Origin of the sequence: Capnocytophaga canimorsus (assembly GCF_002302565.1) — a bacterium.
GTDB classification, from domain to species: Bacteria; Bacteroidota; Bacteroidia; order Flavobacteriales; family Flavobacteriaceae; genus Capnocytophaga; species Capnocytophaga canimorsus.
This window is the reverse complement of record NZ_CP022382.1, coordinates 884,733-904,816: the sequence shown is the minus strand read 5'-3', so window position 1 is coordinate 904,816 and position 20,084 is coordinate 884,733. Positions and strand designations below refer to the sequence as shown.

Sequence of the window (20,084 nt, the reverse complement as noted above, 5' to 3'; positions counted from 1 at the left end):
TAAATTCGCCTCTCTTTTTGTTAGAAAGTTATAATTCATATCTATTCTGTGGAAAGCGAATAAGGTTTTTCACCTTTTTGATCACTTTTTGAGGGTTTGTCATCCATTTCGAAAATTAACAATCCGCCCGATTGAACGTCATTGAAGCGTAGATAGGGTTTGTTCCAATTTTTTCCTTTTAGGGTAATTGATTTTACATATTTGTTATTTTGTGAGTTTTGTTTCCCTTTTATGGTAAAAGTTTTTCCTGAAGGCATTTTTAGTGTAGCTTTTTCAAAAAGAGGAGCGCCTAAAACGTATTGGTCAGTTACTGGAGCTACGGGGTAAAATCCTAAAGCACTGAATACATACCAAGCTGAAGTCTGTCCGTTATCTTCATCTCCACAGTAGCCATCGGGGGTAGGTGCGTAGAGTTTGGTCAAAACCTCACGTACTTTTTCTTGAGTTTTATGAGGTTTTCCCACGTAATTGTATAGGTAAATCATATGCTGAATGGGTTGGTTGCCGTGAGCGTAATTTCCCATATCCATAATTTGCATTTCTCGGATTTCGTGTATGGTAAATCCGTAGTAAGAATCATCAAAAAGAGGAGGCATTTCAAAAACCTCATCTAATTTTTGAGCGAATTTTTCATCGCCTCCCATAAGGGTAGCCAATCCTTCAATGTCTTGAAAAACAGACCAAGTATAATGCAAACTGTTTCCTTCGGTAAAGGCATCTCCCCACTTGAGCGGATTGAAAGGCGATTGAAAATCACCTGCCTTGTTTTTTCCTCTCATCCAGCCACTTTGTGGGTCAAACAAATGTTTATAGTTAAAAGCTTTTTGCTTGTAAGTTTCGGCAATTTGAGTTTTTCCCATTTTTTGAGCCATTTTATAGATGGCAAAGTCAGCGTATGCGTATTCGAGCGTACGGGCAGCATTTTCGTTAATACCCACATCATAAGGAACATATCCTAGCTTATTGTAGTAATCTACACCTTCTCTACCCACTGATTTTACGGGTCTGTCTACGTTTTGGGTTGCGTTTTTTAGCATTGCTTCCAACAAAATTTCCGCATCTTTAGCTTCAATGTTTCCTTTCAGATAAGCATCGGCAATGATAGGAGCGGAGTTAGAGCCAATCATACAATCGCGATGCCCAGGACTTGCCCACTCAGGAAGCCATCCTGACTCTAAATACGTATTGACTAATCCTTTCATAAATTGACGATTCATTTCAGGATACATCAAATTAAAAAAAGGAAATACGGCTCGGAATGTGTCCCAAAATCCATTATCGGTAAACATATATCCTGATAGTATCTTGCCGTTATAAGGGCTGTAATGCACGATTTCTCCGTCAGCATTAATTTCGTAAAATTTGCGAGGAAATAGCAATACTCTGTACAGGCAGGAGTAAAACGTTTGTATGTTTTGTGTGTTGTAATCTTCAATTTGAATTCTGGAGAGTTCTTTCTCCCAAGTGTTGAGCGCTTTATGCTGAGTTTGTTCAAAAGTATCATTCCCAATTTCGTTTCTCAGATTCAATTCGGCTTGTTCAATACTGATGAAAGAAGAGGCGACCTTAGCTGTAACTTTTTCGTCTTTTTCGGTACTAAAACTCAGGGTAGCCCCAACGTGTTGCCCCTCACTTTGTGTATTTAGGGCAGTCCAAAGCCAATTGTCGCTCCAAGTTCCGTAGGTTTTGAAATCTTTATCAAACTGTATGACAAAGTAATTATGAAAATTTTCGGGTACTCCAGAATTATGGTTTCGGGCAAAGCCGATGATTTTTCGCTCCTGAGGAATAATTTTAACCATAGAACCTTTAAAAAAAGCGTCAATTAAGATATGAGCCTCTTGCGTTTGCGGAAAAGTAAACCGAAATTGCGCGGCTCTATCGGTGGGTGTGATTTCAACAGTAGTGTCATAATCCGCTAAGTACACTTTGTAGTAATGAGGTTTCACCACTTCGGCTTTGTGAGAAAACCACGAAGCTCTTTCATCTTCTTTGATTTTAAGCGGTCCTGTTACAGGCATTATGGCAAAGGCACCATAGTCGTTAATCCAAGGGCTGGGTTGGTGTGTTTGTTTAAAGCCTCGAATTTTGTTGGCGTGATATTGGTACGCCCAGCCGTCGCCCATTTTGTTGGTTTGAGGCGTCCAAAAGTGCATTCCCCAAGGCAGAGCGATGGCAGGATAGGTATTTCCGTTAGAAAGCTCAAAGGTAGAATCGGTTCCCATTAGCGGATTTACATAATCGGTAAGTAGCCTGTCTGATTCTTTAGCTTTTTTTGTATTTGTTTGGCAACCAATGATTAAAAAAGATAAGGCGAAATAAACAAACAGCATTCTCATATTTTAAGTGGTTTAAAAGTGTTTTGAATAAATTTAATGGATTTGTTGGTATATTGTTGTAAATGTTTTATTTATGATTCAAATTTTTGAATATTAAATCCTAATTTATTTGTAAAAGGAGTCTTTTATACATTTTATGACGTACAAATATACAAATATGATTTGGTTTGTTTTTACTAAAAATCCACGAAATTACTTTTGGTTTTAACTATGTAACATTTTTCGTTTTTGAATGATTTGTATAAAAAACAAAAAGCTGTGTAATTTGTTGAATTATTTTTTCGATAGTAAAGCCATATAAAAACCATCGTAACCCGAAGTGTGAGCAAAGATGGCTTCTTCTTTTTCTAAAATAAAATCTTTGCCGTATTCGGATTGTAAAAATGTGTCAATTTGTTCCCGATTTTCACAAGGGAGTATGGAGCAGGTAGCGTAAACTAATTTTCCTTTAGATTTTAGCAGTTTGCTGTAGTTACATAAAATTTCTTGTTGTGTTTTCCGAATCTCTTTTAAAAAATTAGGTTGTAATTTCCATTTGGCATCGGGGTTTCTGCGTAATACACCCAATCCGCTACAAGGGGCATCAATAAGTACGCGGTCGGAGGTGTTTTGCATTCGTTTTAAGATTTTGGAGTCAATAACACGTGTTTCAATGTTGAAAACCTCATTTCTACGCGCTCTTCTTTTGAGTTCTTGGAGCTTGTTTTCATAGATATCCATAGCGATGATTTGCCCTTTATTTTGCATTAGTGCTGCCAGATGTAAAGTTTTTCCTCCTGCCCCTGCACAGGTGTCAATAACCCGCATTCCTGGCGAAACTTCCAAGAAAGGAGCTACTTTTTGCGAAGAGGCATCTTGTACTTCAAAAAGTCCGTTTTGAAAGGCATTGGTAGAAAAAATATTGGCTCTTTGTGTGAGTTGTAAGGCTAGAGGATAGTCCTTTAGTGGCTCAGTATCAATACCTTCTTTGGCTAAGGTGCGTTTGAGTTCGCAAGGGGTAATTTTCAGTGTATTTGTACGAATTACTACGGGTGCTAAAGTATTTAAAGCGTGAATTTCTTTGTTCCAAAAATCTTCTCCAAGTTGTTTAACTCCAACTTCATCTAACCAATCAGGGATGGATTCTCGAAATTTTCGCATTTTTGAGAGTTGGTCAAATTGCCCTTTAATGCGTCGTTGAGGGGTATTTTCAAAATACGACCAATCGGGTAGGGGAATGCCTTTAAGCACGGCCCACACGGCAAACATCCTGCGTAAGTCGTGTACTGAAAAAGGTGCTTTAACTTCGGCAATTTCGGCATAAAGACGTTTCCAACGTACAATGTCGTAAATAGTTTCAGCGATAAAAGCTCTGTCTCGAGCTCCCCATCGTTTGTCTTTTTTTAGGAGTTTTTCCACAGTTTTATCTGCATAACGATTTTCATTGAAAATGAGTCCTAACCCCTCAATTACGGCATCGGTTAAGTTTTTGTGTAAACGCATTTTTGTAATAAGCCTTTATTTTAAAAGGCAAAGGTAAGGTTATTTTTATGAAATGGATAATCTTTTAGACTATTAGCATTGGATTTGTTGTTATGGAATAGATGGGACGCTACCCGATGGATTAAAATCAATTGGGTAAATTGGGTGTCTTTTCTCTGTAAACAGGTGAAGATAAAGTTAGAAGAAACGCTTCTAAAGCTTTCATTTCTTCTTTGCTTAAGTGAAGCTCTTGTAGCAGAGTGTCAGTTTTGGGAAATAAAGGATCGTTTTTTTGTTTTTCTGTAGGTTTGGGTCGAGGCATACCTACGTTATACATTTGTATGATTCCACTTAAATGAGGCATTAACCCATTGTGCATATAGGGTGCCGTTCTACCAACTTCTCGAAGCGATGGGGTTTTGAATTGACCTATATTTTCTTTTTCTTGAGTGATATTGTATCTCCCTAAATCTTGAAGTTTACGTCCGTAGTATGTTAATCCTACGTTGTGAAATTTTTGGTCGGAAAATAGTGGAGTATTATGGCAATTAATACATCTTGCTTTGGTTCGAAACAGATGTAATCCTATGACTTCTTCGTCGGTAAATTTATTGGATTCTCCTGATATAAATCTGTCAAATTTACTTTTCCCACTGTTAATTGTTCTTTGAAAAGTAGCAATGGCTTTTTGTATTCGTTCAATGGTAATATCACTATCTCCAAAGGCTTTTTCAAACAAAGGAGCATATTCTTTGATTGGTCGGATATTTTCCAAGGCAATAGTTTCTGATGAATGCATTTCCAAGGTATCTTTCAAGGGAAAAAGCATTTGTTCCTCAAGAGAATTCGCTCTTCCGTCCCAGAAGAAAGTTTTATGATAACCGATGTTTATGATGGACATAGAGTTACGTGTTCCCGTTTTTCGGTCGTGCCCAAAAGAAACTGTTCGTCCATCAGCCCATCCTAATTCTGAATCGTGGCAAGAAGCACAAGCAATTTGTTTTGAACTTGATAATCGAGGGTCAAAGAAAAGTATTTTTCCTAACTCTCGCTTGGCTTGCGAGAAAGGGTTATCAGCTGGAAATTTCATTGGAGGTAAAATTCCAATATCTTCAAAATCAACAGCAACAATGCTGTCAATGAAAGGTTTTTCCCAACGAGAATAATCTCCTGAACTATAATCAGCACGTAGTTGGGCAATATATTCTTCCTCCTCAAAAATAGAGAATAAATTCGCTCTAAAGCTACTGAAAAACATCAAAAGGAGAAAAAAACTGATAATAACTTTCTTTTTCATTAGTAATATAAAGTTAGAGATGTACCCCAAAAATATCGATTATTTTTCTTGAAAGTAGATAAATATTTTGATGAAATATTCCAAATTATTTTTATTTCGGGGCTGATGCTTTTTTTGAAATCAAACCCAAAATCAAATCCGTATTTTGTTTTATTAAGTAAGTTGTGATCTGGATATACGACTTCGTTATAAAAAAGTTGCAATGTTTTTGAAGCAAAATCATTTTCGTTAATAATTTTATGAGAAATTTCATTGTCATTAAAAAGAGAGTGCTTAGAACTGATGTAACTCAACTTTACAAAAGGGACAAATATAATTTCGGATAATTTATAAGTTTTACTGATTAAAAAACTGGTTTCTATTGAGGTAATATCGGTGTTAGTTTTTGCTAAGGCATCTTTTTGAAAGGAATTTTGATAATCGACTTGTAAGGCTATTTCTAGCGGATTATTGTTTTTATTTTGTAATAAATGAGTTTGAAATTTCATTTCTTTAAAGTAAGATGAATAACTTTTTCCGTTTTGCAATCGTAAATAGTTGTTATTATTTTCTTCAGAAATAAAAAAGGCGAACATAAGCTCAGTATTTACTGAAAGAGTTCTTATGTAGCTAGAAGTTAATGATTTATTTTCTGAATAAAGATTGGCAATAATATCTTGGTCTGTATTTTCATCGTTGGCATTTCGGTAAGTGTCTGTTTTGCTTGATTGATAAGTAAAACTATTTAACCATTTGACTTTGTCGGATTTGTAATGATGATTTAAATCAAATTTTTTTGTTTCTAAATTTCTCTTAGTTGAAGATGAGGTAGAATAAAACATTGTTCCGTAGCCGAACATCCATCGAAGGTATTTTTCGTGATAAAAAGGGGTTTGTGAATCGTTATCAGAAAAAGAAATTTTGTTATCAATATTTTGTCTAGAAAAAGAGAATCCTATTCCAATTTTATGTTTATCAATTATTTGTATTCCGTTTTGGATAGAAAAGTTTAAAAGATTGCTTACTATTTTGGGGCGGGGGTCATATTCTGTTCGGTATTTTTCTGATAAATCATAATTTGTCCAAAAAGCAAGATTCCATTTACCGAGTATAGGTAATACAAATCCTCCTTTTATTTCGTATTTTTGGTTGTTCCAGTCAGAAAACTTACTTACGGCATAGTAATGAGGTTCGGGCATTATTCCGTGAGGGGAAACGTCTGTATAAGACAAATTCCATTTTTTGTCTTGCTGATAATTTCTATTGATGTCAATATCACCGAAGAAATACAGTTTTTTTATTTCATATAATCCGTAGGTTTTTAAACCAAAATCAATAGAATGCATAGGCTGCTGCCCCAAATGAAGATTACCTTGTTCGTTATTAACATATAAAGACGAAGCTGTAAAACTCTTTAAACCACTATTTTCTAAATATATAGGATTCTGAGTATAAGTATTGTATATTTTTTTGAAAAAATGGGTATCATTTTGTTGCGCTTGAAGCATTGTTAAGGAAATCATCCCTAAAAATGTGCTGAATCGTACCATATTCATAAGTTTTAAATTCCTATCCTAATTTTTAGGATAGGAATTTTCTGTTTTGAAATAAATTACTCATTCAAAGAGAGTACATTAGGTCTGTCAATTAGTTCAAAATCACGTGTAGAATTATTGGTGTCTTGATAAAAAATTTTTCCATCGACTTGTTTTTTTATTTTTCGTATAGCAGACTGTGAAGTGTTAGGTCCTTTGGTGCTTAATATTTCTCCTGCATCAATACTCGAGGGTAATCGATGAGGTAACTTTGTAGCAATGTCTTGAAGATTAACACCATCGATGATTTGTTGGTTGGGTATTTGTAGATACAATCTTGGAGTTCTTCCTTTTTTTACTGGTTCAGGGCTTTGAGCCTTTTTCCATTGATTTAAGTCTTCTGGCAGATAAAAAAGTACATACGCATCACGTCCTTGAGAGTTAAGTGTCAAATCTTTATATGTATTGACTTTGTAAATTAATAGCATATTTGTAGCATTAGGATTATCAATGTCGGTATCGATACCAGCATTACTTTGTTGATGATTGGGGTAAAAAACCTCAAATTTTGCACCGCTTAAGTTAACGGTAAGCTCAGGATTAGGAACTTCATATTTTTTATTTCCAATAGTCAAGGGCTGTTTGTGATTTTGTGCTGTACGAGCTACTAAAATTGATTTCCCTGATGCTAAAGGATATTCATTTCCTGTGCCAGGAAAGGCAATTACTTCATAGGCATATACGTAGTCGGTATTAGCTTTATCGCCCAAACCAATCAAAGAAGGTGATTTGCTCCAATCGTATTGTTTGTTTGGTAGTAGTTGACCTTTGTCTTCCTCTATCATTCTTACTCCGTATATTTGTGCAAAACATAATTTGTCTAAAAATAGGGTTTCGTTAGAGTTGTTGTGTATTTCAAAAAACAAGTCTCTATCATTGGCACCCTGTTTAGTATCAGACCCTAAGTAATATACTTGTTTAATTAGTAAATTTCCTACTCGTCCCGTTGATAGCTCTAAAAGCGTGGGTTCATTATTTTGAGAGGTTATACTTTTTTTGTTAACAGAAGCATTGAAGTTTGCCTCTTTCTCTTCTCCTGAAAGTACTCTCATTTCTGTAGCCGGTAGTGTTTTAGAAGCATTTATTTCATAAACACCTGCGGGTAATTCTATTTCAGCTTCACCTTTTGAGTCTGTTTTTGTGTGATAGGAAGTACCACTTTGTAAGTTCGTAAATTTTATTAAGACATCTTCAGCGGGTTTGTTGTCAAAAAAGTTCCGTAAGTGATTTTTATTTGGTGATTGATGTTGGATATGAAAGTATCATTTGTATCATCTTTTTTGCATCCTATCGAAAGGATTAATAGCGATAGTATAACTATTTTTTTCATTTTATGTGTTTTTGATTTGTTTTATAAAGAATTCACATCAGGATATTCAATAACTTCAAAATCGTTACTTGAATTATTGGTGTCTTGATATATTTTTTTACCGTTTTTAATAGTTGATTTTCGTATAACTGCCTCTGAAGAATATGCGCCTTTTTTTCCAACAATTTCTCCAGAATCAATTTGGTCTGGTAACGAATGTGTATGCTTGAAATTACCAATACCTTGTAAATTTACCCCATCCATAATTTTGTCTAAAGGTACTTGTAGTAATATTTTTTGGCTTTTAGCGGGTTCTTTTACTTTTTTCCAATTTTTAACCTCTTCAGCCGTAACATAGAAAATTACAATGCCCATACGTGATTGGGGGTCTAATATCAAATCGAGTCCATTAGAAGTTTTATAAAGGATTTCCATATTAGTGGCAGGAGTATCAATATCAGAATCTAGAGGTTTTTTATTTTGGTTTTTAAAATAGTCGCCGTAATAAGTTTCATATTTGGCTCCACTTAAATCAATAGTTAAATTAGGATTAGGAACTTCATAAGTTCTCGGGGTTTGGTTACTGTCCATAACTGTCAGTGGTGCTTTATGATTTAGTGCAGTTGCTGCAACAATAACCGATTTCCCTGCGGGTAAAACAGTCGCCGAAGCTGGGAAGGCGAGTACTTCTTCCACATACACATAATCGGTATTGGCTTTGCTTCCCGATTCTGTATCTACTTTGCTCCAATCAAATCTACCGTTTTCTAACAACATTTCATCTTTTTTATTAGGAGAATTTTGAGCTCTTGGAACGATGATTCTCCCGTAGGCTAAACCTGCCAGAGCTATAGGTTCATTGGAATTGTTATGTAATTCAAAAAATTGGTCTCTGAAAACGGCTCCTTGTTTTTTATCTGAACCTGCGTTATACACCTGTTTTATAATAATATTACCTATCCTTCCACTTTTCATTATTATGTTTGTAGGTTTATTCTTTTCTTGGTTTATGATGATATTTTCTAATGAACCGTTGAATAAAGTTTCTTGAGGTATACCCACTGCTTCTTCCATTTGTTGTTCAGATATTTTTTTAGAAACTTCAATCCTGAAGGTACCTGCATCTAATAAGAAAGTGGCTTTTCCGTTTTTATCCGTAATCATTTCACTAATGTTGCCTGTTTGCATATTGGTTATTTTAACCAAAGTTCCTTGTGTTTCTAAGTTTTTAAACTCATCTTCATAAGTTACTATGACTTGGTGTTCAATTTTTGTGATGAAATTTTTTTCATCTTTTTCTTGGCAAGCAATAAGAATTATTGCAATAAAGCCCCAAATTACTTTTTTCATTTTATTTCTATATTTGTTGTTAAATTAAAAACTATATCGGATGCTACCGCCGAAAGAAATATCCGAATTTTTATAATATGTAGAGTTATTTATAGTTACCTTAGGTCTGTAATTCAGGAAATTAGTAGCATAAACGGACATTGATAGCCCACTGAGCATCTCTTTGGTTATCCTTAAATGAAAATTATGGTAGATAGGAGTTATTCTGTCTTCAACTTTACTTTGTGTAAGAACCAATCCCAGATATTTAGGGTCAGTTCTTTGTTCAAACGGAATAGTATGATATTCTAACTTCAGATTTTGATAGGCATAAGGGTAAATGTCTTTTAAAATAGAAAAATCTTTCTCGAATATAAACTGTTCGGCAGTAAGAGAAATAAGTAACCCTAAAGAAGAAATATGATGTGAAGCGGTAAGCCTTAAATTCATTTTCTCACGTTTGGATGGGCGACTTTGATAGAATCCATAAACGTATTCTTGCTCTAAGACATCGTTGTTTTTATAAATTTCGGGCAGGTCAGATTGACTTTCAGAAAAGGTATAACTTCCTACCAGTGAAAATTGAGTGTTTATTGCTTTAATTTTTTTGAAATGAAGCATCAATTCCAAACCTTTGTCCGTATTATTATGGGCATTTACCGATTTTGAGTAGTTTCTCACGATATTCTCATAACCAGTGATTTGATAAGAAGGGATTTCTTTTGTATTGGCGGCGGGTATCACTTTTACTACGGGTAAGGCATAAAGTTTATATATCGTTTCCTTTCCAAATCCGTCGTATAGCCGATTCAGATAAGCGGTAAGGTTTAATTTTGCAAATGAAAAATCAAAGTCTGCGCCTATTTCGTATTTCCAAGATTTAGAGGGTTTTAAATTTACTTTTGGTATTTTTTCTACAAAGGTTTGTACCAAATTAAAGGCATAGTCATTAGTCCTAATATCAAATAGTAAGACATCAAAATACACATTTCCTGGGAAAATGTTTACCAAAGAAGGCGATTTAGAGGTTAACCCTATTGCCCACCGGAATTTCATTTTTGGAGAGATTTTATACATTGCATTAATACGAGGGCTTACAGATACATATCCATTTAAATTTTCGTAACGAAATCCAATATTGGTGTTTAAATCTTGTGTTTCATTGATTTTTAGTGAAATATTATCTTGTAGATAGATACTCAAAAGCTTACTTGCTATCACATACCTGTCAAAGTTTAGCGGACGAACCCCTTGTTTAGAGTTACCTGTGGAGAAGAGTGTACTTGATGAAAGTGCTGAATCAGAATCATAAATTTTACCCTTTCCTAAATTATCACTATAATTCAACGAAACTCCAAAGCTTAGCGAATGCTTTGTATTTTTATATTCGAAAATTTTATTTATGGATAAAGATGAATTTATATTTAGAGGCTCTCCTTGGGTGTGTGTTTTTGATTTGTAAGCAACGGGAGTGTAAAACCCAGTTAATAAGTTTGTTTCGGTGGCAATAGGAACCACTAGTCCGCCTCTGTTTACAAAAGTTTCTTTATAATCTTCCGCAACTGAATACGATACTCCTGCATTTAGGCTTAGTTGGTCAATCCAACTATTTTCAAATTGAAAAGCAGTTCGGTTGCTAATGACAGTCCCGATATCTTTTTTGTTGCTAGAATCTCTATAACCTGGTAATTGTTCTTTGTCTGTTTTTTTTCCGTCAATATTACTTCTAAAAGTAAAGCTCAATGTATTTTTTATTTGATTATTTTTTGAGTGATAACTCCAAATAGATGAGGTAGTTATTCTGTTGTATAACGAAAGATTGTTTCTAGGATCAGAATTCGCATTGAGATAATCTATCGAAAGACTTAGATTACCCAGATTTTTGTTTAATTTAAACCCTTGATTCATACTCAATGAATTACCTCCTCCTATCATACTTGCCGCTATTTGTAAAGGATAAACCCCTGCTTTTCTGTCAATAATTATAACTCCCGTGGTTACATTTCCGTATTTGGCATCGGGGACTCCTGTAATTACCTCTACTTTTTCAATACTTGATGTTGGAATGGTTCGTAAATCAATTCCTGTGTTCACATTTGAAAAAGAGGTAGCTGGTGTACTTCCGTTATATGTTTGCATATTTTCATCGTTCGACAAAGGCATATCGTCCAATATGTAACTTATTCCGAAGGCATTTTCGTTAGAGTTGATAGCTGTGCGTAGTGTTAATGTATTTGGCGTATATAGAGAGGGTTTGGAAATAACCTGTCCTGGTAATTGTTGCAACACATCAGATAGCGAAAAAGATTGAAACTGACTGATTGCATACTTTGTTAGCACTACCGAAGAATTTACTTTGTCTTTTTCTTGTGTAGCTGTAACAACTACATCTGATAATCTTAACGTTTTTTCAGATAGATAAATTGTCATTTTTGGTGTGTAATGTTTTGATGTGAGTGTAAAATCTTCCTTTCCTAAGAGAGTAAAAACCAATTCAAAATCTGTATTTAATACGATGGAAAAGGCTCCTTTTTCATCAGTTGTACTCCACCTGCCCGATTTTTTATCAATCAAATTTACATTCTGCAAAGGAGTATGATTTTCTTTATCATACACAAAACCAGTGATATGAGTTTGAGAGTGTAGCTGATTGCAAAAAAGTACCAGAAATATTAAAACGTAAAAATTTTTATACATAACGTCCAATTCACGGGGCAAATATATTTATTTTTATTTAAACTTGATATAAATAAAATGTTTTATCATTTTGTTACAATAAAGAAAAACATAAATGGTTTGTTTAAATAAGTATAAAAACAGAAAACTATGCTAAAAAAGTTATAGTTTTATTAAAATAGTAAAATATGAATTTAAAAACATTACTTTTGTATGGCTTAATAAGATATTGTTGTACCTCATTAAATAATAAAATAATGGCTGAATTTTTTAACGGATTTGGGGCGTCAATAACGCGTCCTACTCCTATTGATCAAGAGGTAGTTTGGGACAAGTCGCAAACGATTATGAGTTCAACCGACAGGTTTGGTAACATTACCAACGTGAACCAAGCCTTTGTGGATGTTTCGGAATACGATGCCGTTGAATTGATTGGCAAACCACATAATATCATTCGGCATCCAGATATGCCTAAAATTGTGTTTAAAGTATTGTGGGATAATATTTTGGCAGGAAGAAATTTCCACGCAATAATTAAAAACCTTACTAAAACAGGAAAATATTATTGGGTAATTACTGATTTTGTAACCCAACGCAACATCTTAGGCGAAGTTATTGGTATTGAGGCCAAGCGCCGTAGTGTGGAACAGCGTGTTATTGATGAGCATATAGCACCACTATATCAAACGCTTCTGAAATTGGAAAAGTTGGGTGGTATGGAGCTCAGTAGTCGCTATTTTAAGGGGTTTCTAGATAGGCAAAAGAAAAACTATCCTGATTATGTGATGGATATTTTAGAAGACAACAAAGAGGCTCTTCTTGTATCAGCTGATGAGAATATAGCATTGTCCGACCAAGAAATATCTGACGATATTTTTGCTGAATTGGAAGAGTCGGCTAAACGTAAGAATTTCTTTGCTCGTTTGTTTGCCTCTGCTAATTTATTTTAGTGGTTTGTACCTATTTTTTTAAGATACGATAAATGGGGTATCGAAGGTGATTTTTTTCATAATGAGGTGTTTGCTGATAAATCCAGTTTAATTGTTGGTAGGCGTTTTGTGCAAAGGCTTTATCGGTTTGTTTTTTAAATTGGAAAGAATCTTTTATTTGTGGATTTTGATTTAAGAATTCCAAAGCAATTTCTTCAAACAAATAAGGGGAAAAATGTTCCTTTTGTTGCAATATAGTATCGAAAAAATTCCAATTAAAAAAGGAATCAGGGGCTTGAGGCTCTAAGGTTTCTAGTAGATAGTTTTGAGCATTTTGCTGGGTTTCTATAATCCAGTCACCTTTATCTATGGGAAGATTTGCCTGATGTTTGGTGACTTTTGTGTTAAAATGTAGGTAATGCCCCTCATAGGGTTGTGATACCGTTTCAAACGATGCGATACGATAATAATCTACTAACATTAAAGTATCTTTTTCTACTTCTTTCATAATTACTTTATTGGTTTTGAGTCGTTCAATGACCTTTTGCCAAGCTTTGGGTACAACGTAAGCCAATGGAATATTAACTTCTTCTTCAGATAAATATCGGTCGTAGTAAGGAATGAATTTTTTGAAAGGTTGCGTTTGGTCGTATTTCAAGCGCGGTAGCCCAGTAATTTCACTGGTTAGAGTATCAGCTTTGTATCCGTGAAATACAATTTGATTCACTTGAGTGCTATCTAGCTTCCAACGCACGGTAAATCGTTCTCGATTTAGGTTTTCTTCAAGTTGTTTGCTTCGGATATTTTTTATTTTTTGGTGTTCTGCATTGGCAATATCTATGAGGTTTTTCATCATTTCATAATTGGCTTCCACGCGTTGTTTGTATGGTTTAAGCATATGAGTTTCAATTAAGATGCTCATAGTGTTCCATAATCCTGCATAGCCTGTTGAATATCTTGGGGTGTCTAACATTTTTGCATAGCCTTCATTATCAGGAGATTTGTTCCAAACATTTACGTACGGAATGAGTTGATATACAGCAGGTACTATGGAATCTTTTTGCAAGGTTTGCTCTCGCTTTTGTAAAGTATCCGAAAGGCGTGGAATAAGCGAATCAGAAAGGTAATTTCCTAAAAATGTTCCTAATTTTTCTCGATTTGTGGTGCCATAAGTTAAAATATGCTGATAATCGGCGCCATTAGTGGTGTGATTATCAATAAAAATATCGGGTTGAATCAGATGAAAAATTTGAGCGAATGATAGTGCATTTTCTGAGTCACTTTTTATAAAATCTCTGTTAAGGTCTAAGTTTTTGGCATTTCCTCGAAATCCGTATTCTTTGGGTCCGTTTTGGTTTACTCGGGTAAATCCGTTTCGTTGTAGTGCTCCTCCGATATTATACACCGGAATGGCTACAATAACCACATTTTCAGGAACCGAAAATTGCTCTTGTGCTAAATTTCGCAATAGCAGCATTGTGGCATCAACGCCATCGGTTTCTCCTGCGTGTATAGCGTTGTTTATCAGTATGATGGTTTTGTTTTCTCGAAGTTTGGCAAAGTTGAAATCAGCTTCAGGGCTGTATGTAACGATGTGTAACGGATGTCCGCTATCGGTTTTTTGCATCGTTTTTAAACTAATGGTACTATACTCTTTTGATAGCGCTTTGTAGAAGTCAATAACTTCTTGATAGGTAGGGCTTTCTGTTCCGTTTGAATTCTCAAAATGAGTAACGAAACTGGGCTTTTTTGGAAAAAACGGATTTTCGCAAGAAATCATCAAAAGTAAAAAAAGATAGGTATAGCAATATTTTTTAATCATACTTAATGTTGTTACTAATATAAAATTATTTCTATTAGATTTTTTTAAAATGTAATTATTTGTTTTTTAGAATAAAGGAAGAAAAATATACTCACGAACTTACTTTTTTATAAATGGTTAGGTAAGTTAATCCGTCTCTTTGAGTTTCCATAACCAACTTTCCCTTTATGATTTTATGTACCTTTTTACCTGCTAAAATGATTTCATTTTTCTTTATCTCGTAGGGCAATTCTTTTCTATAACTTCAGAATCTTCACAATCATAAGCCGTTGGATATGCTGTTATTTTAACATTGTTTTCTTTGAAAGTTAGAGTCGCTTGTGAAAGACAATTTCCTAAGTCCATAGGCTTTCCGCTTAAATTGATGGCTTTTCCTCCAACACGAATCGCCTCTAATTGCCAGACTCCTAAAAGGTCTGTTTTTTGTACACTTGGCAATTTTTGGCATCCTAATAAAAGTACAAATATAAATACAGTTAATTTATTCATAACTACTCATATAATTAGATGCAAAACTACAATTTTTAAGAAAAAAAAACGGTATGTGTATTCATTTTTTTGATTTGGCGGCAGAATTTTTAACTGTTGATTTCTGCCTTTTTCCTTTTTGGTTATCTTTGCATCGCTGATGTAAATTATTTTTAATGAAACGCAAAACTTTTTTCAATTTATTGTTGATTTTATTGGTGGTAGCCTTTTTTGTAACTCCGTTAGGCTATGAAAGTAAAGTGTTGTTGCAACGGGCTTTTGCCGATTCAGTACAAATTTTACCCCAACAAGAGCAGTATTCGGTCGATTTCGATTGGAAGCTAAAAGACAAAACGAATCATTCCTTTAATTTCAATCGTTCTAAGGGTAAATCTGTCTTTGTTTATTTTTGGTCGTCTTGGCGTGTAACTAGTGTTGCTGATTTGTACGGTGTACAAAAGTTATACGATGATTACAAGGATAAGATGGATTTTTACATCATCACCAATGAATTGCCTGAGCCTGTGGAAACACTAATGGAAAAAAGAGGTTTTGATTTTCAGGTAACATATTTGATTTTAGGAGAAAAAATGCCTTTTGATGCGGAAGTAATACCTTCAGGCTATTTGATTGATAAAGGAGGAAAAGTGGTGGCTCGTAGTGAGCGTAACGCCCGTTGGAATAGCCAAGAAGTACGTCAGCTTATTGAGCAACTGCTTTGAGTTGAATAATTGTTTTTAAATTCAATAAGTTATGTTCCAAATTGGGGATAATGTAGAGGTGCTTGACTATGTTATTCGTGGTAAGGTTAAAGCAATCACGCCAGATTCCGTCATTATTGTTACTCCAGATAATTTTGAGTTTACTTTTGGTAAAGCGGAAGTGGTTAAAGTAGATGAAAATCCGTCCGTAGGATTGAGTTTCGTAGGAAGGGAACAAGAAATTCGTGCTAAAGATACTATTAAAAAGATTAAAAAATCCTCCAATAAAAAAGAAAAGCGAACGCCACCTATGGAAGTGGATTTACACATCGAGCAGCTGACCAACTCCACTATTCAAATGACCAATCACGATATGCTCACCCTTCAAATAGAAACGGCGCGTCACAAGTTAGAATTCGCCATAAACAATCGTATTCAGCGTGTTGTTTTTATTCACGGGGTAGGCGAGGGGGTATTGCGTTCGGAACTGGAATTTTTGTTTGGGCGTTACCCCAATGTTACCTTTTATGATGCTGAATATGCCAAATACGGACTTGGTGCTACTGAGGTGTATATCTACCAAAAAGGAAGATAATTTTTTGGGTATTGTTAAATATAATAATTTAACAATACTAAATTTAATTATCTAAATATAATATACCATTTAGTACAGTCAGAGTATCTTTCCCATTGATACATTTTGCAAAATAACATCCTAGAAAACGCTTATTTCCAAACATTTGACCTACATAATAAGGTTCATTTTTAAATCCAGAAAGAAATATACTGTCTTTATTTTCTAAAATAATTACAATGCTATCTTCTTTTAATAATTGTAATGTATCTTTTATGAGGATATTGCTGATTGTTTCTTTATCAATATCAATATTTTTTAATTGTAACATAAATTTTCCATCGCGAATTTGTTTAACTATCACATTTTCTAAGGATTTTTCTTGATACTTTCCATTGAAATATATCCTAAAATTTCCTTTATGACGAAAGTTTATAGTGTCCGAAACATTACATTTTGCGAGATTTTGGAGATACATTCTCTCTGTGTATTTTTGATTTTGATGAATATATAACTTGCGCAAAACAAAAATTATTAGTATAAAAAAAAGTATTGAAAGGAATATTTTTTTCAATCCTTTATTTAACCTTAATGTAAACATAATAATTAGTTATTAAATGTTCAACAGATATCGGACTATTTAAATAATCCTTGTTCCTTCTTACTTATTAATAGTTTTATCAATAATGTATTCCCAAAGATGCTTAATAACCTATTGAGTAATTCTAATGTATTTGTTTTTTATTTTGACAAAGACTTTATTTGCAATGTGATATAAAATTGAAGCCCAAAAATTAGAGCTGAAGTAACCAAATGTAAAGACTGCATTCCGAAAGGAAAATCCCAATAAAACATACTTATCCCACTCATTATCGTAATGATAAGCAGAGCCACCACCCAATTCATATTTTGGGTTTGTATTTTTTCTTTGCGAATCATTTGCCATAGGTAAATGTTTAAAAATAATACAAGTGCTGAAAACGAGCGATGTATGTAAAAACTCCAAGGAACGGATAAGGTTTTAAATCCGCTGATTTGTGTTGCTGAAAAATGGTCAACCCATTGCCTTACTTGAGTGCCTAAAACAACTTGAATCAAGGTAGTCATTAGCGCCACAATGAGTAATGCACGTAGTTTTTTTGAACCGATTTTTTGAGTTTTTGTTTTTGGTTGTGTTTTGTAAATCAGATATATAAGAATGCTCACAATGACCAATGCCATAAGCATATGCAATGTAATTTTGAAAGGATTTAACACCGAATAAACCACCGTAGCCCCCAGCCAAGCCTGAAATCCCATAGCAAAAACCAACAAAACCGATAGTAGTGTAATTTTTTTGTTCTTCTTCCAAAAGCCAAATGAGGCTATTGCCAAAGCTAAAGTGGCAAATCCGGAAAGTGCCCCAAAAAGGCGATTTATGTATTCCACCCAAGTATGTACGGGGTTAAAAATTGCATAGCTATGCTTTGTGTATGGTTTCCAGTTGGTAGGCTGATAAATTTCCGTAGAAGTAAAATCTGATTTTGCTACCCAAAGCGCTTGCTCTCTGATGATGATTTGCCCTTTTTTATAATCGTGTTTGGGTTTCCAGAGTAGTTGCGAAATTTCCGTAGGCGGAATGTAGTATCCAAAGCATTTTGGCCAATCAGGGCAACCCATTCCGCTACCCGTCATCCGAACTACAGCTCCTGCCACAATAACTAAATATACTAATATTAGTGTTGTTTTTGCTATTTTTTGAAATGAAAACATTTTTTATAGGTTTAAAGTCCAAAGTTTAAAGTTCAAGTGCTAATAACTAATTCCTAACCCCTAACCAACTACATTCTTTTGAAACGATTGTGTGTCCACAGGTAATACTCGGGTTTTTGGTATATCTGCTGGTTGAGGCGTTCAAAAAATAAGTCAGTAATTTGGTAATTTGGCATTTCATTAGGGTTTTCAGCAAGGATTTCAAAGGTACATTGATAGTACCCACGCTTTACTTTTTCGATTTTTGCATAAACCATCACGGTATTGAGCTGTTTGCCCAAACGCTCAGCTCCAGTAAATACGGGTACGATTTTTCCTAAAAATTCTCTGCGATAACTTTTTGAGCTTGATGGAGATTGGTCTGCAGCGAAACCATAACAAGCAATGGTGTTTTCATCGCGGTGTTTTTTCATTTCCGAGGCAGCAGCATATCTTGATATTAAAAAGCCACGATGCTTCATACGGATTTTTTTGACCAATCGGTCAAAATACGGATTGGTAATGGGGGTGTAAAGTCCGTAAGATTTGTGTTTTAGGAAATAGCCTAAGGACATTAACCACTCATAACTGGCATAATGTCCGCATAAAAATATGATACTCCGTGAATTCTCATAAGGTTTAATCAGTTCGATATTGGTGTAAACCATACGTTTTTTGATTTCCTTTTCCGACATATGGTATGACTTTACCATTTCTAAAAACATATCACACATATGGTGATAGAATTTTCTTTCAATGTTTCGTTTTTCTGCTTCCGTTTTATCAGGAAAAGCGATGCTGAGGTTTTTTCGGACTACTTCTACTCTATATTTGAATATTTTATACACAAAAAGGTAAACAAAATCAGAAAAAATATACAGCCATCGGAACGGTAGAACCGACACTAACCAAATTACTGGAAAAGCAAGTATGTAGATTAATAAGTTCATCAAGGGTTAAAAATTTAGCAAATATAGTTATATTTGGCGGAAAATTTCAATTGGAATTTATGGAAAAATTATCATTGATTACGGGTGGGGTGATATTGGCGAATGTTTTGTTTTCGATGCAAGGGTTTAATAAAGTGGATTTTTTTGACCGATATAAATTTCATATTGGTAAAATCCGTCGAGGAGAGTATTGGCGAATGTTTACCAGTGGTTTTCTACACGCTGATTGGCAACATTTGATTTTTAATATGCTTACCTTGTATTTTTTTGCTGATGTAGTACTTTTTGCTGTGGGTAAGGTAGGTTTTTTACTTATTTATTTGGTTGCGCTTTATTTGGGTAGTTTATTTTCGTTGTATTTTCATCGCAAAGAAACGCATTACACAGCCGTTGGTGCCAGTGGCGCTGTAATGGGGATTTTGTATGCCGCTATTATGTTTGCCCCAAGTAATTACATTTATGTATTTTTTATCCCGATGCCTGCCTATGTTTTCGCTATTGGGTATTTGTTTTATTCGGTATATGGAATGAAATCGCGCCGAGATAATATTGGTCACGCTGCTCATATTGGTGGGGCAGTAGCAGGTTATATCATTGCAGTGTGCTATTTTCCGAAAATAATTGTGGTACATCCTGTTCTGAGTGTGGGGTTATTACTTCCAATAGGGCTACTTTTCTTGTTAAAAAATAAAAATAAAATTTAATTTCTTTAACGTTTCAATAGAGAAATGTAAAATGAAATAGACAATAATTACTATTTGGTTAATCTATTGATAAATAAATAAAATTTATGGATAGATTGTGTATATTTGTAACGTGGCTGCAAATCCAATTTTGCAGTCGCATTTAAAAAAGAAGTGTTTTCAAAAAGTAGGATACAGAAAAACAGACGCTGTTAGGCTGAGCCGAGTCGAAACTTGATGT

General features: G+C 34.4%; 16 protein-coding genes. 4 read left to right on the top strand and 12 right to left on the bottom strand.

What is annotated here, in order from left to right; all coding sequences use genetic code 11:
- Nucleotides 1–41: 41 nt before the first annotated feature.
- The 7 genes from CGC47_RS03930 to CGC47_RS03900 form a co-directional block, all read right to left on the bottom strand.
- Complete coding sequence (locus CGC47_RS03930) at nucleotides 42–2,339, bottom strand: GH92 family glycosyl hydrolase (protein ID WP_095900014.1); 2,298 nt, start codon at nucleotides 2,337–2,339, stop codon at nucleotides 42–44.
- 273 nt (nucleotides 2,340–2,612) lie between these two features.
- Nucleotides 2,613–3,821, bottom strand: coding sequence for an RsmB/NOP family class I SAM-dependent RNA methyltransferase (locus CGC47_RS03925; protein ID WP_095900013.1), 1,209 nt, complete (start codon nucleotides 3,819–3,821; stop codon nucleotides 2,613–2,615).
- 127 nt (nucleotides 3,822–3,948) lie between these two features.
- Nucleotides 3,949–5,097, bottom strand: coding sequence for a cytochrome-c peroxidase (locus CGC47_RS03920; protein WP_041998570.1), 1,149 nt, complete (start codon nucleotides 5,095–5,097; stop codon nucleotides 3,949–3,951).
- Nucleotides 5,097–6,626 (bottom strand): DUF6850 family outer membrane beta-barrel protein, encoded by a 1,530-nt coding sequence (locus tag CGC47_RS03915; protein ID WP_147269749.1) that lies wholly within the window; start codon nucleotides 6,624–6,626, stop codon nucleotides 5,097–5,099. The genes CGC47_RS03920 and CGC47_RS03915 overlap by 1 nt, the downstream gene beginning before the upstream one ends.
- A gap of 62 nt (nucleotides 6,627–6,688) precedes the next feature.
- Nucleotides 6,689–7,723 carry a DUF4876 domain-containing protein gene (locus CGC47_RS03910; RefSeq protein ID WP_052456078.1) on the bottom strand — a complete coding sequence of 345 codons (1,035 nt, stop codon included), beginning with the start codon at nucleotides 7,721–7,723 and terminating at the stop codon, nucleotides 6,689–6,691.
- 299 nt (nucleotides 7,724–8,022) lie between these two features.
- On the bottom strand, nucleotides 8,023–9,330 hold the full coding sequence (locus CGC47_RS03905) for a DUF4876 domain-containing protein (protein ID WP_041998564.1): 1,308 nt from the start codon (nucleotides 9,328–9,330) through the stop codon (nucleotides 8,023–8,025).
- Between the two features lie 24 nt (nucleotides 9,331–9,354).
- Entirely contained in the window at nucleotides 9,355–12,006 is a 2,652-nt protein-coding gene (locus CGC47_RS03900) for a TonB-dependent receptor (RefSeq protein ID WP_095900368.1), read from the bottom strand.
- Between the two features lie 236 nt (nucleotides 12,007–12,242).
- On the opposite strand from CGC47_RS03900, the gene CGC47_RS03895 reads away from it, so the two are divergent.
- The gene (locus CGC47_RS03895; RefSeq protein ID WP_041998591.1) at nucleotides 12,243–12,935 is read left to right on the top strand and encodes a PAS domain-containing protein; all 693 of its coding nucleotides are present in this window, start codon (nucleotides 12,243–12,245) and stop codon (nucleotides 12,933–12,935) included.
- Nucleotides 12,936–12,945: 10 nt separating this feature from the next.
- Here the strand turns inward: CGC47_RS03895 and CGC47_RS03890 are convergent, their stop codons facing one another.
- Nucleotides 12,946–14,736, bottom strand: coding sequence for a M14 family metallopeptidase (locus CGC47_RS03890; RefSeq protein WP_041998588.1), 1,791 nt, complete (start codon nucleotides 14,734–14,736; stop codon nucleotides 12,946–12,948).
- A 213-nt stretch (nucleotides 14,737–14,949) separates the two neighbouring features.
- Nucleotides 14,950–15,225: a hypothetical protein gene (locus CGC47_RS03885; RefSeq protein ID WP_042001904.1), complete on the bottom strand. Its 276-nt coding sequence runs from the start codon at nucleotides 15,223–15,225 to the stop codon at nucleotides 14,950–14,952.
- Nucleotides 15,226–15,380: 155 nt separating this feature from the next.
- Here CGC47_RS03885 and CGC47_RS03880 point away from each other — a divergent pair, with 155 nt between their 5' ends.
- Nucleotides 15,381–15,926: a TlpA family protein disulfide reductase gene (locus CGC47_RS03880; protein WP_042001901.1), complete on the top strand. Its 546-nt coding sequence runs from the start codon at nucleotides 15,381–15,383 to the stop codon at nucleotides 15,924–15,926.
- A 31-nt stretch (nucleotides 15,927–15,957) separates the two neighbouring features.
- Nucleotides 15,958–16,500, top strand: a complete 543-nt coding sequence (locus tag CGC47_RS03875; RefSeq protein WP_042001898.1) for a Smr/MutS family protein — start codon at nucleotides 15,958–15,960, stop codon at nucleotides 16,498–16,500.
- Between the two features lie 43 nt (nucleotides 16,501–16,543).
- Here the strand turns inward: CGC47_RS03875 and CGC47_RS03870 are convergent, their stop codons facing one another.
- From CGC47_RS03870 to CGC47_RS03860, 3 genes are all read right to left on the bottom strand, one after another.
- Nucleotides 16,544–17,080, bottom strand: a complete 537-nt coding sequence (locus CGC47_RS03870; RefSeq protein ID WP_042001896.1) for a hypothetical protein — start codon at nucleotides 17,078–17,080, stop codon at nucleotides 16,544–16,546.
- Nucleotides 17,081–17,220: 140 nt separating this feature from the next.
- Entirely contained in the window at nucleotides 17,221–18,231 is a 1,011-nt protein-coding gene (locus CGC47_RS03865) for a COX15/CtaA family protein (protein WP_095900011.1), read from the bottom strand.
- A gap of 68 nt (nucleotides 18,232–18,299) precedes the next feature.
- Entirely contained in the window at nucleotides 18,300–19,160 is an 861-nt protein-coding gene (locus CGC47_RS03860; protein WP_041986773.1) for a lysophospholipid acyltransferase family protein, read from the bottom strand.
- A gap of 59 nt (nucleotides 19,161–19,219) precedes the next feature.
- Here CGC47_RS03860 and CGC47_RS03855 point away from each other — a divergent pair, with 59 nt between their 5' ends.
- Nucleotides 19,220–19,864 (top strand): rhomboid family intramembrane serine protease, encoded by a 645-nt coding sequence (locus tag CGC47_RS03855; RefSeq protein ID WP_013996787.1) that lies wholly within the window; start codon nucleotides 19,220–19,222, stop codon nucleotides 19,862–19,864.
- Nucleotides 19,865–20,084 lie beyond the last annotated feature (220 nt).

What these genes read in the sequence shown, in the direction of transcription:
- CGC47_RS03890 (WP_041998588.1), bottom strand. Translation starts at nt 14,736, where the DNA reads ATGATTAAAAAATATTGCTATACCTATCTTTTTTTACTTTTGATGATT.
- CGC47_RS03925 (WP_095900013.1), bottom strand. Translation starts at nt 3,821, where the DNA reads ATGCGTTTACACAAAAACTTAACCGATGCCGTAATTGAGGGGTTAGGA.
- CGC47_RS03930 (WP_095900014.1), bottom strand. Translation starts at nt 2,339, where the DNA reads ATGAGAATGCTGTTTGTTTATTTCGCCTTATCTTTTTTAATCATTGGT.
- CGC47_RS03880 (WP_042001901.1), top strand. Translation starts at nt 15,381, where the DNA reads ATGAAACGCAAAACTTTTTTCAATTTATTGTTGATTTTATTGGTGGTA.
- CGC47_RS03865 (WP_095900011.1), bottom strand. Translation starts at nt 18,231, where the DNA reads ATGTTTTCATTTCAAAAAATAGCAAAAACAACACTAATATTAGTATAT.
- CGC47_RS03920 (WP_041998570.1), bottom strand. Translation starts at nt 5,097, where the DNA reads ATGAAAAAGAAAGTTATTATCAGTTTTTTTCTCCTTTTGATGTTTTTC.
- CGC47_RS03900 (WP_095900368.1), bottom strand. Translation starts at nt 12,006, where the DNA reads ATGTATAAAAATTTTTACGTTTTAATATTTCTGGTACTTTTTTGCAAT.
- CGC47_RS03875 (WP_042001898.1), top strand. Translation starts at nt 15,958, where the DNA reads ATGTTCCAAATTGGGGATAATGTAGAGGTGCTTGACTATGTTATTCGT.
- CGC47_RS03860 (WP_041986773.1), bottom strand. Translation starts at nt 19,160, where the DNA reads ATGAACTTATTAATCTACATACTTGCTTTTCCAGTAATTTGGTTAGTG.
- CGC47_RS03910 (WP_052456078.1), bottom strand. Translation starts at nt 7,723, where the DNA reads ATGAGAGTACTTTCAGGAGAAGAGAAAGAGGCAAACTTCAATGCTTCT.
- CGC47_RS03855 (WP_013996787.1), top strand. Translation starts at nt 19,220, where the DNA reads ATGGAAAAATTATCATTGATTACGGGTGGGGTGATATTGGCGAATGTT.
- CGC47_RS03870 (WP_042001896.1), bottom strand. Translation starts at nt 17,080, where the DNA reads ATGTTTACATTAAGGTTAAATAAAGGATTGAAAAAAATATTCCTTTCA.
- CGC47_RS03885 (WP_042001904.1), bottom strand. Translation starts at nt 15,225, where the DNA reads ATGAATAAATTAACTGTATTTATATTTGTACTTTTATTAGGATGCCAA.
- CGC47_RS03895 (WP_041998591.1), top strand. Translation starts at nt 12,243, where the DNA reads ATGGCTGAATTTTTTAACGGATTTGGGGCGTCAATAACGCGTCCTACT.
- CGC47_RS03905 (WP_041998564.1), bottom strand. Translation starts at nt 9,330, where the DNA reads ATGAAAAAAGTAATTTGGGGCTTTATTGCAATAATTCTTATTGCTTGC.
- CGC47_RS03915 (WP_147269749.1), bottom strand. Translation starts at nt 6,626, where the DNA reads ATGGTACGATTCAGCACATTTTTAGGGATGATTTCCTTAACAATGCTT.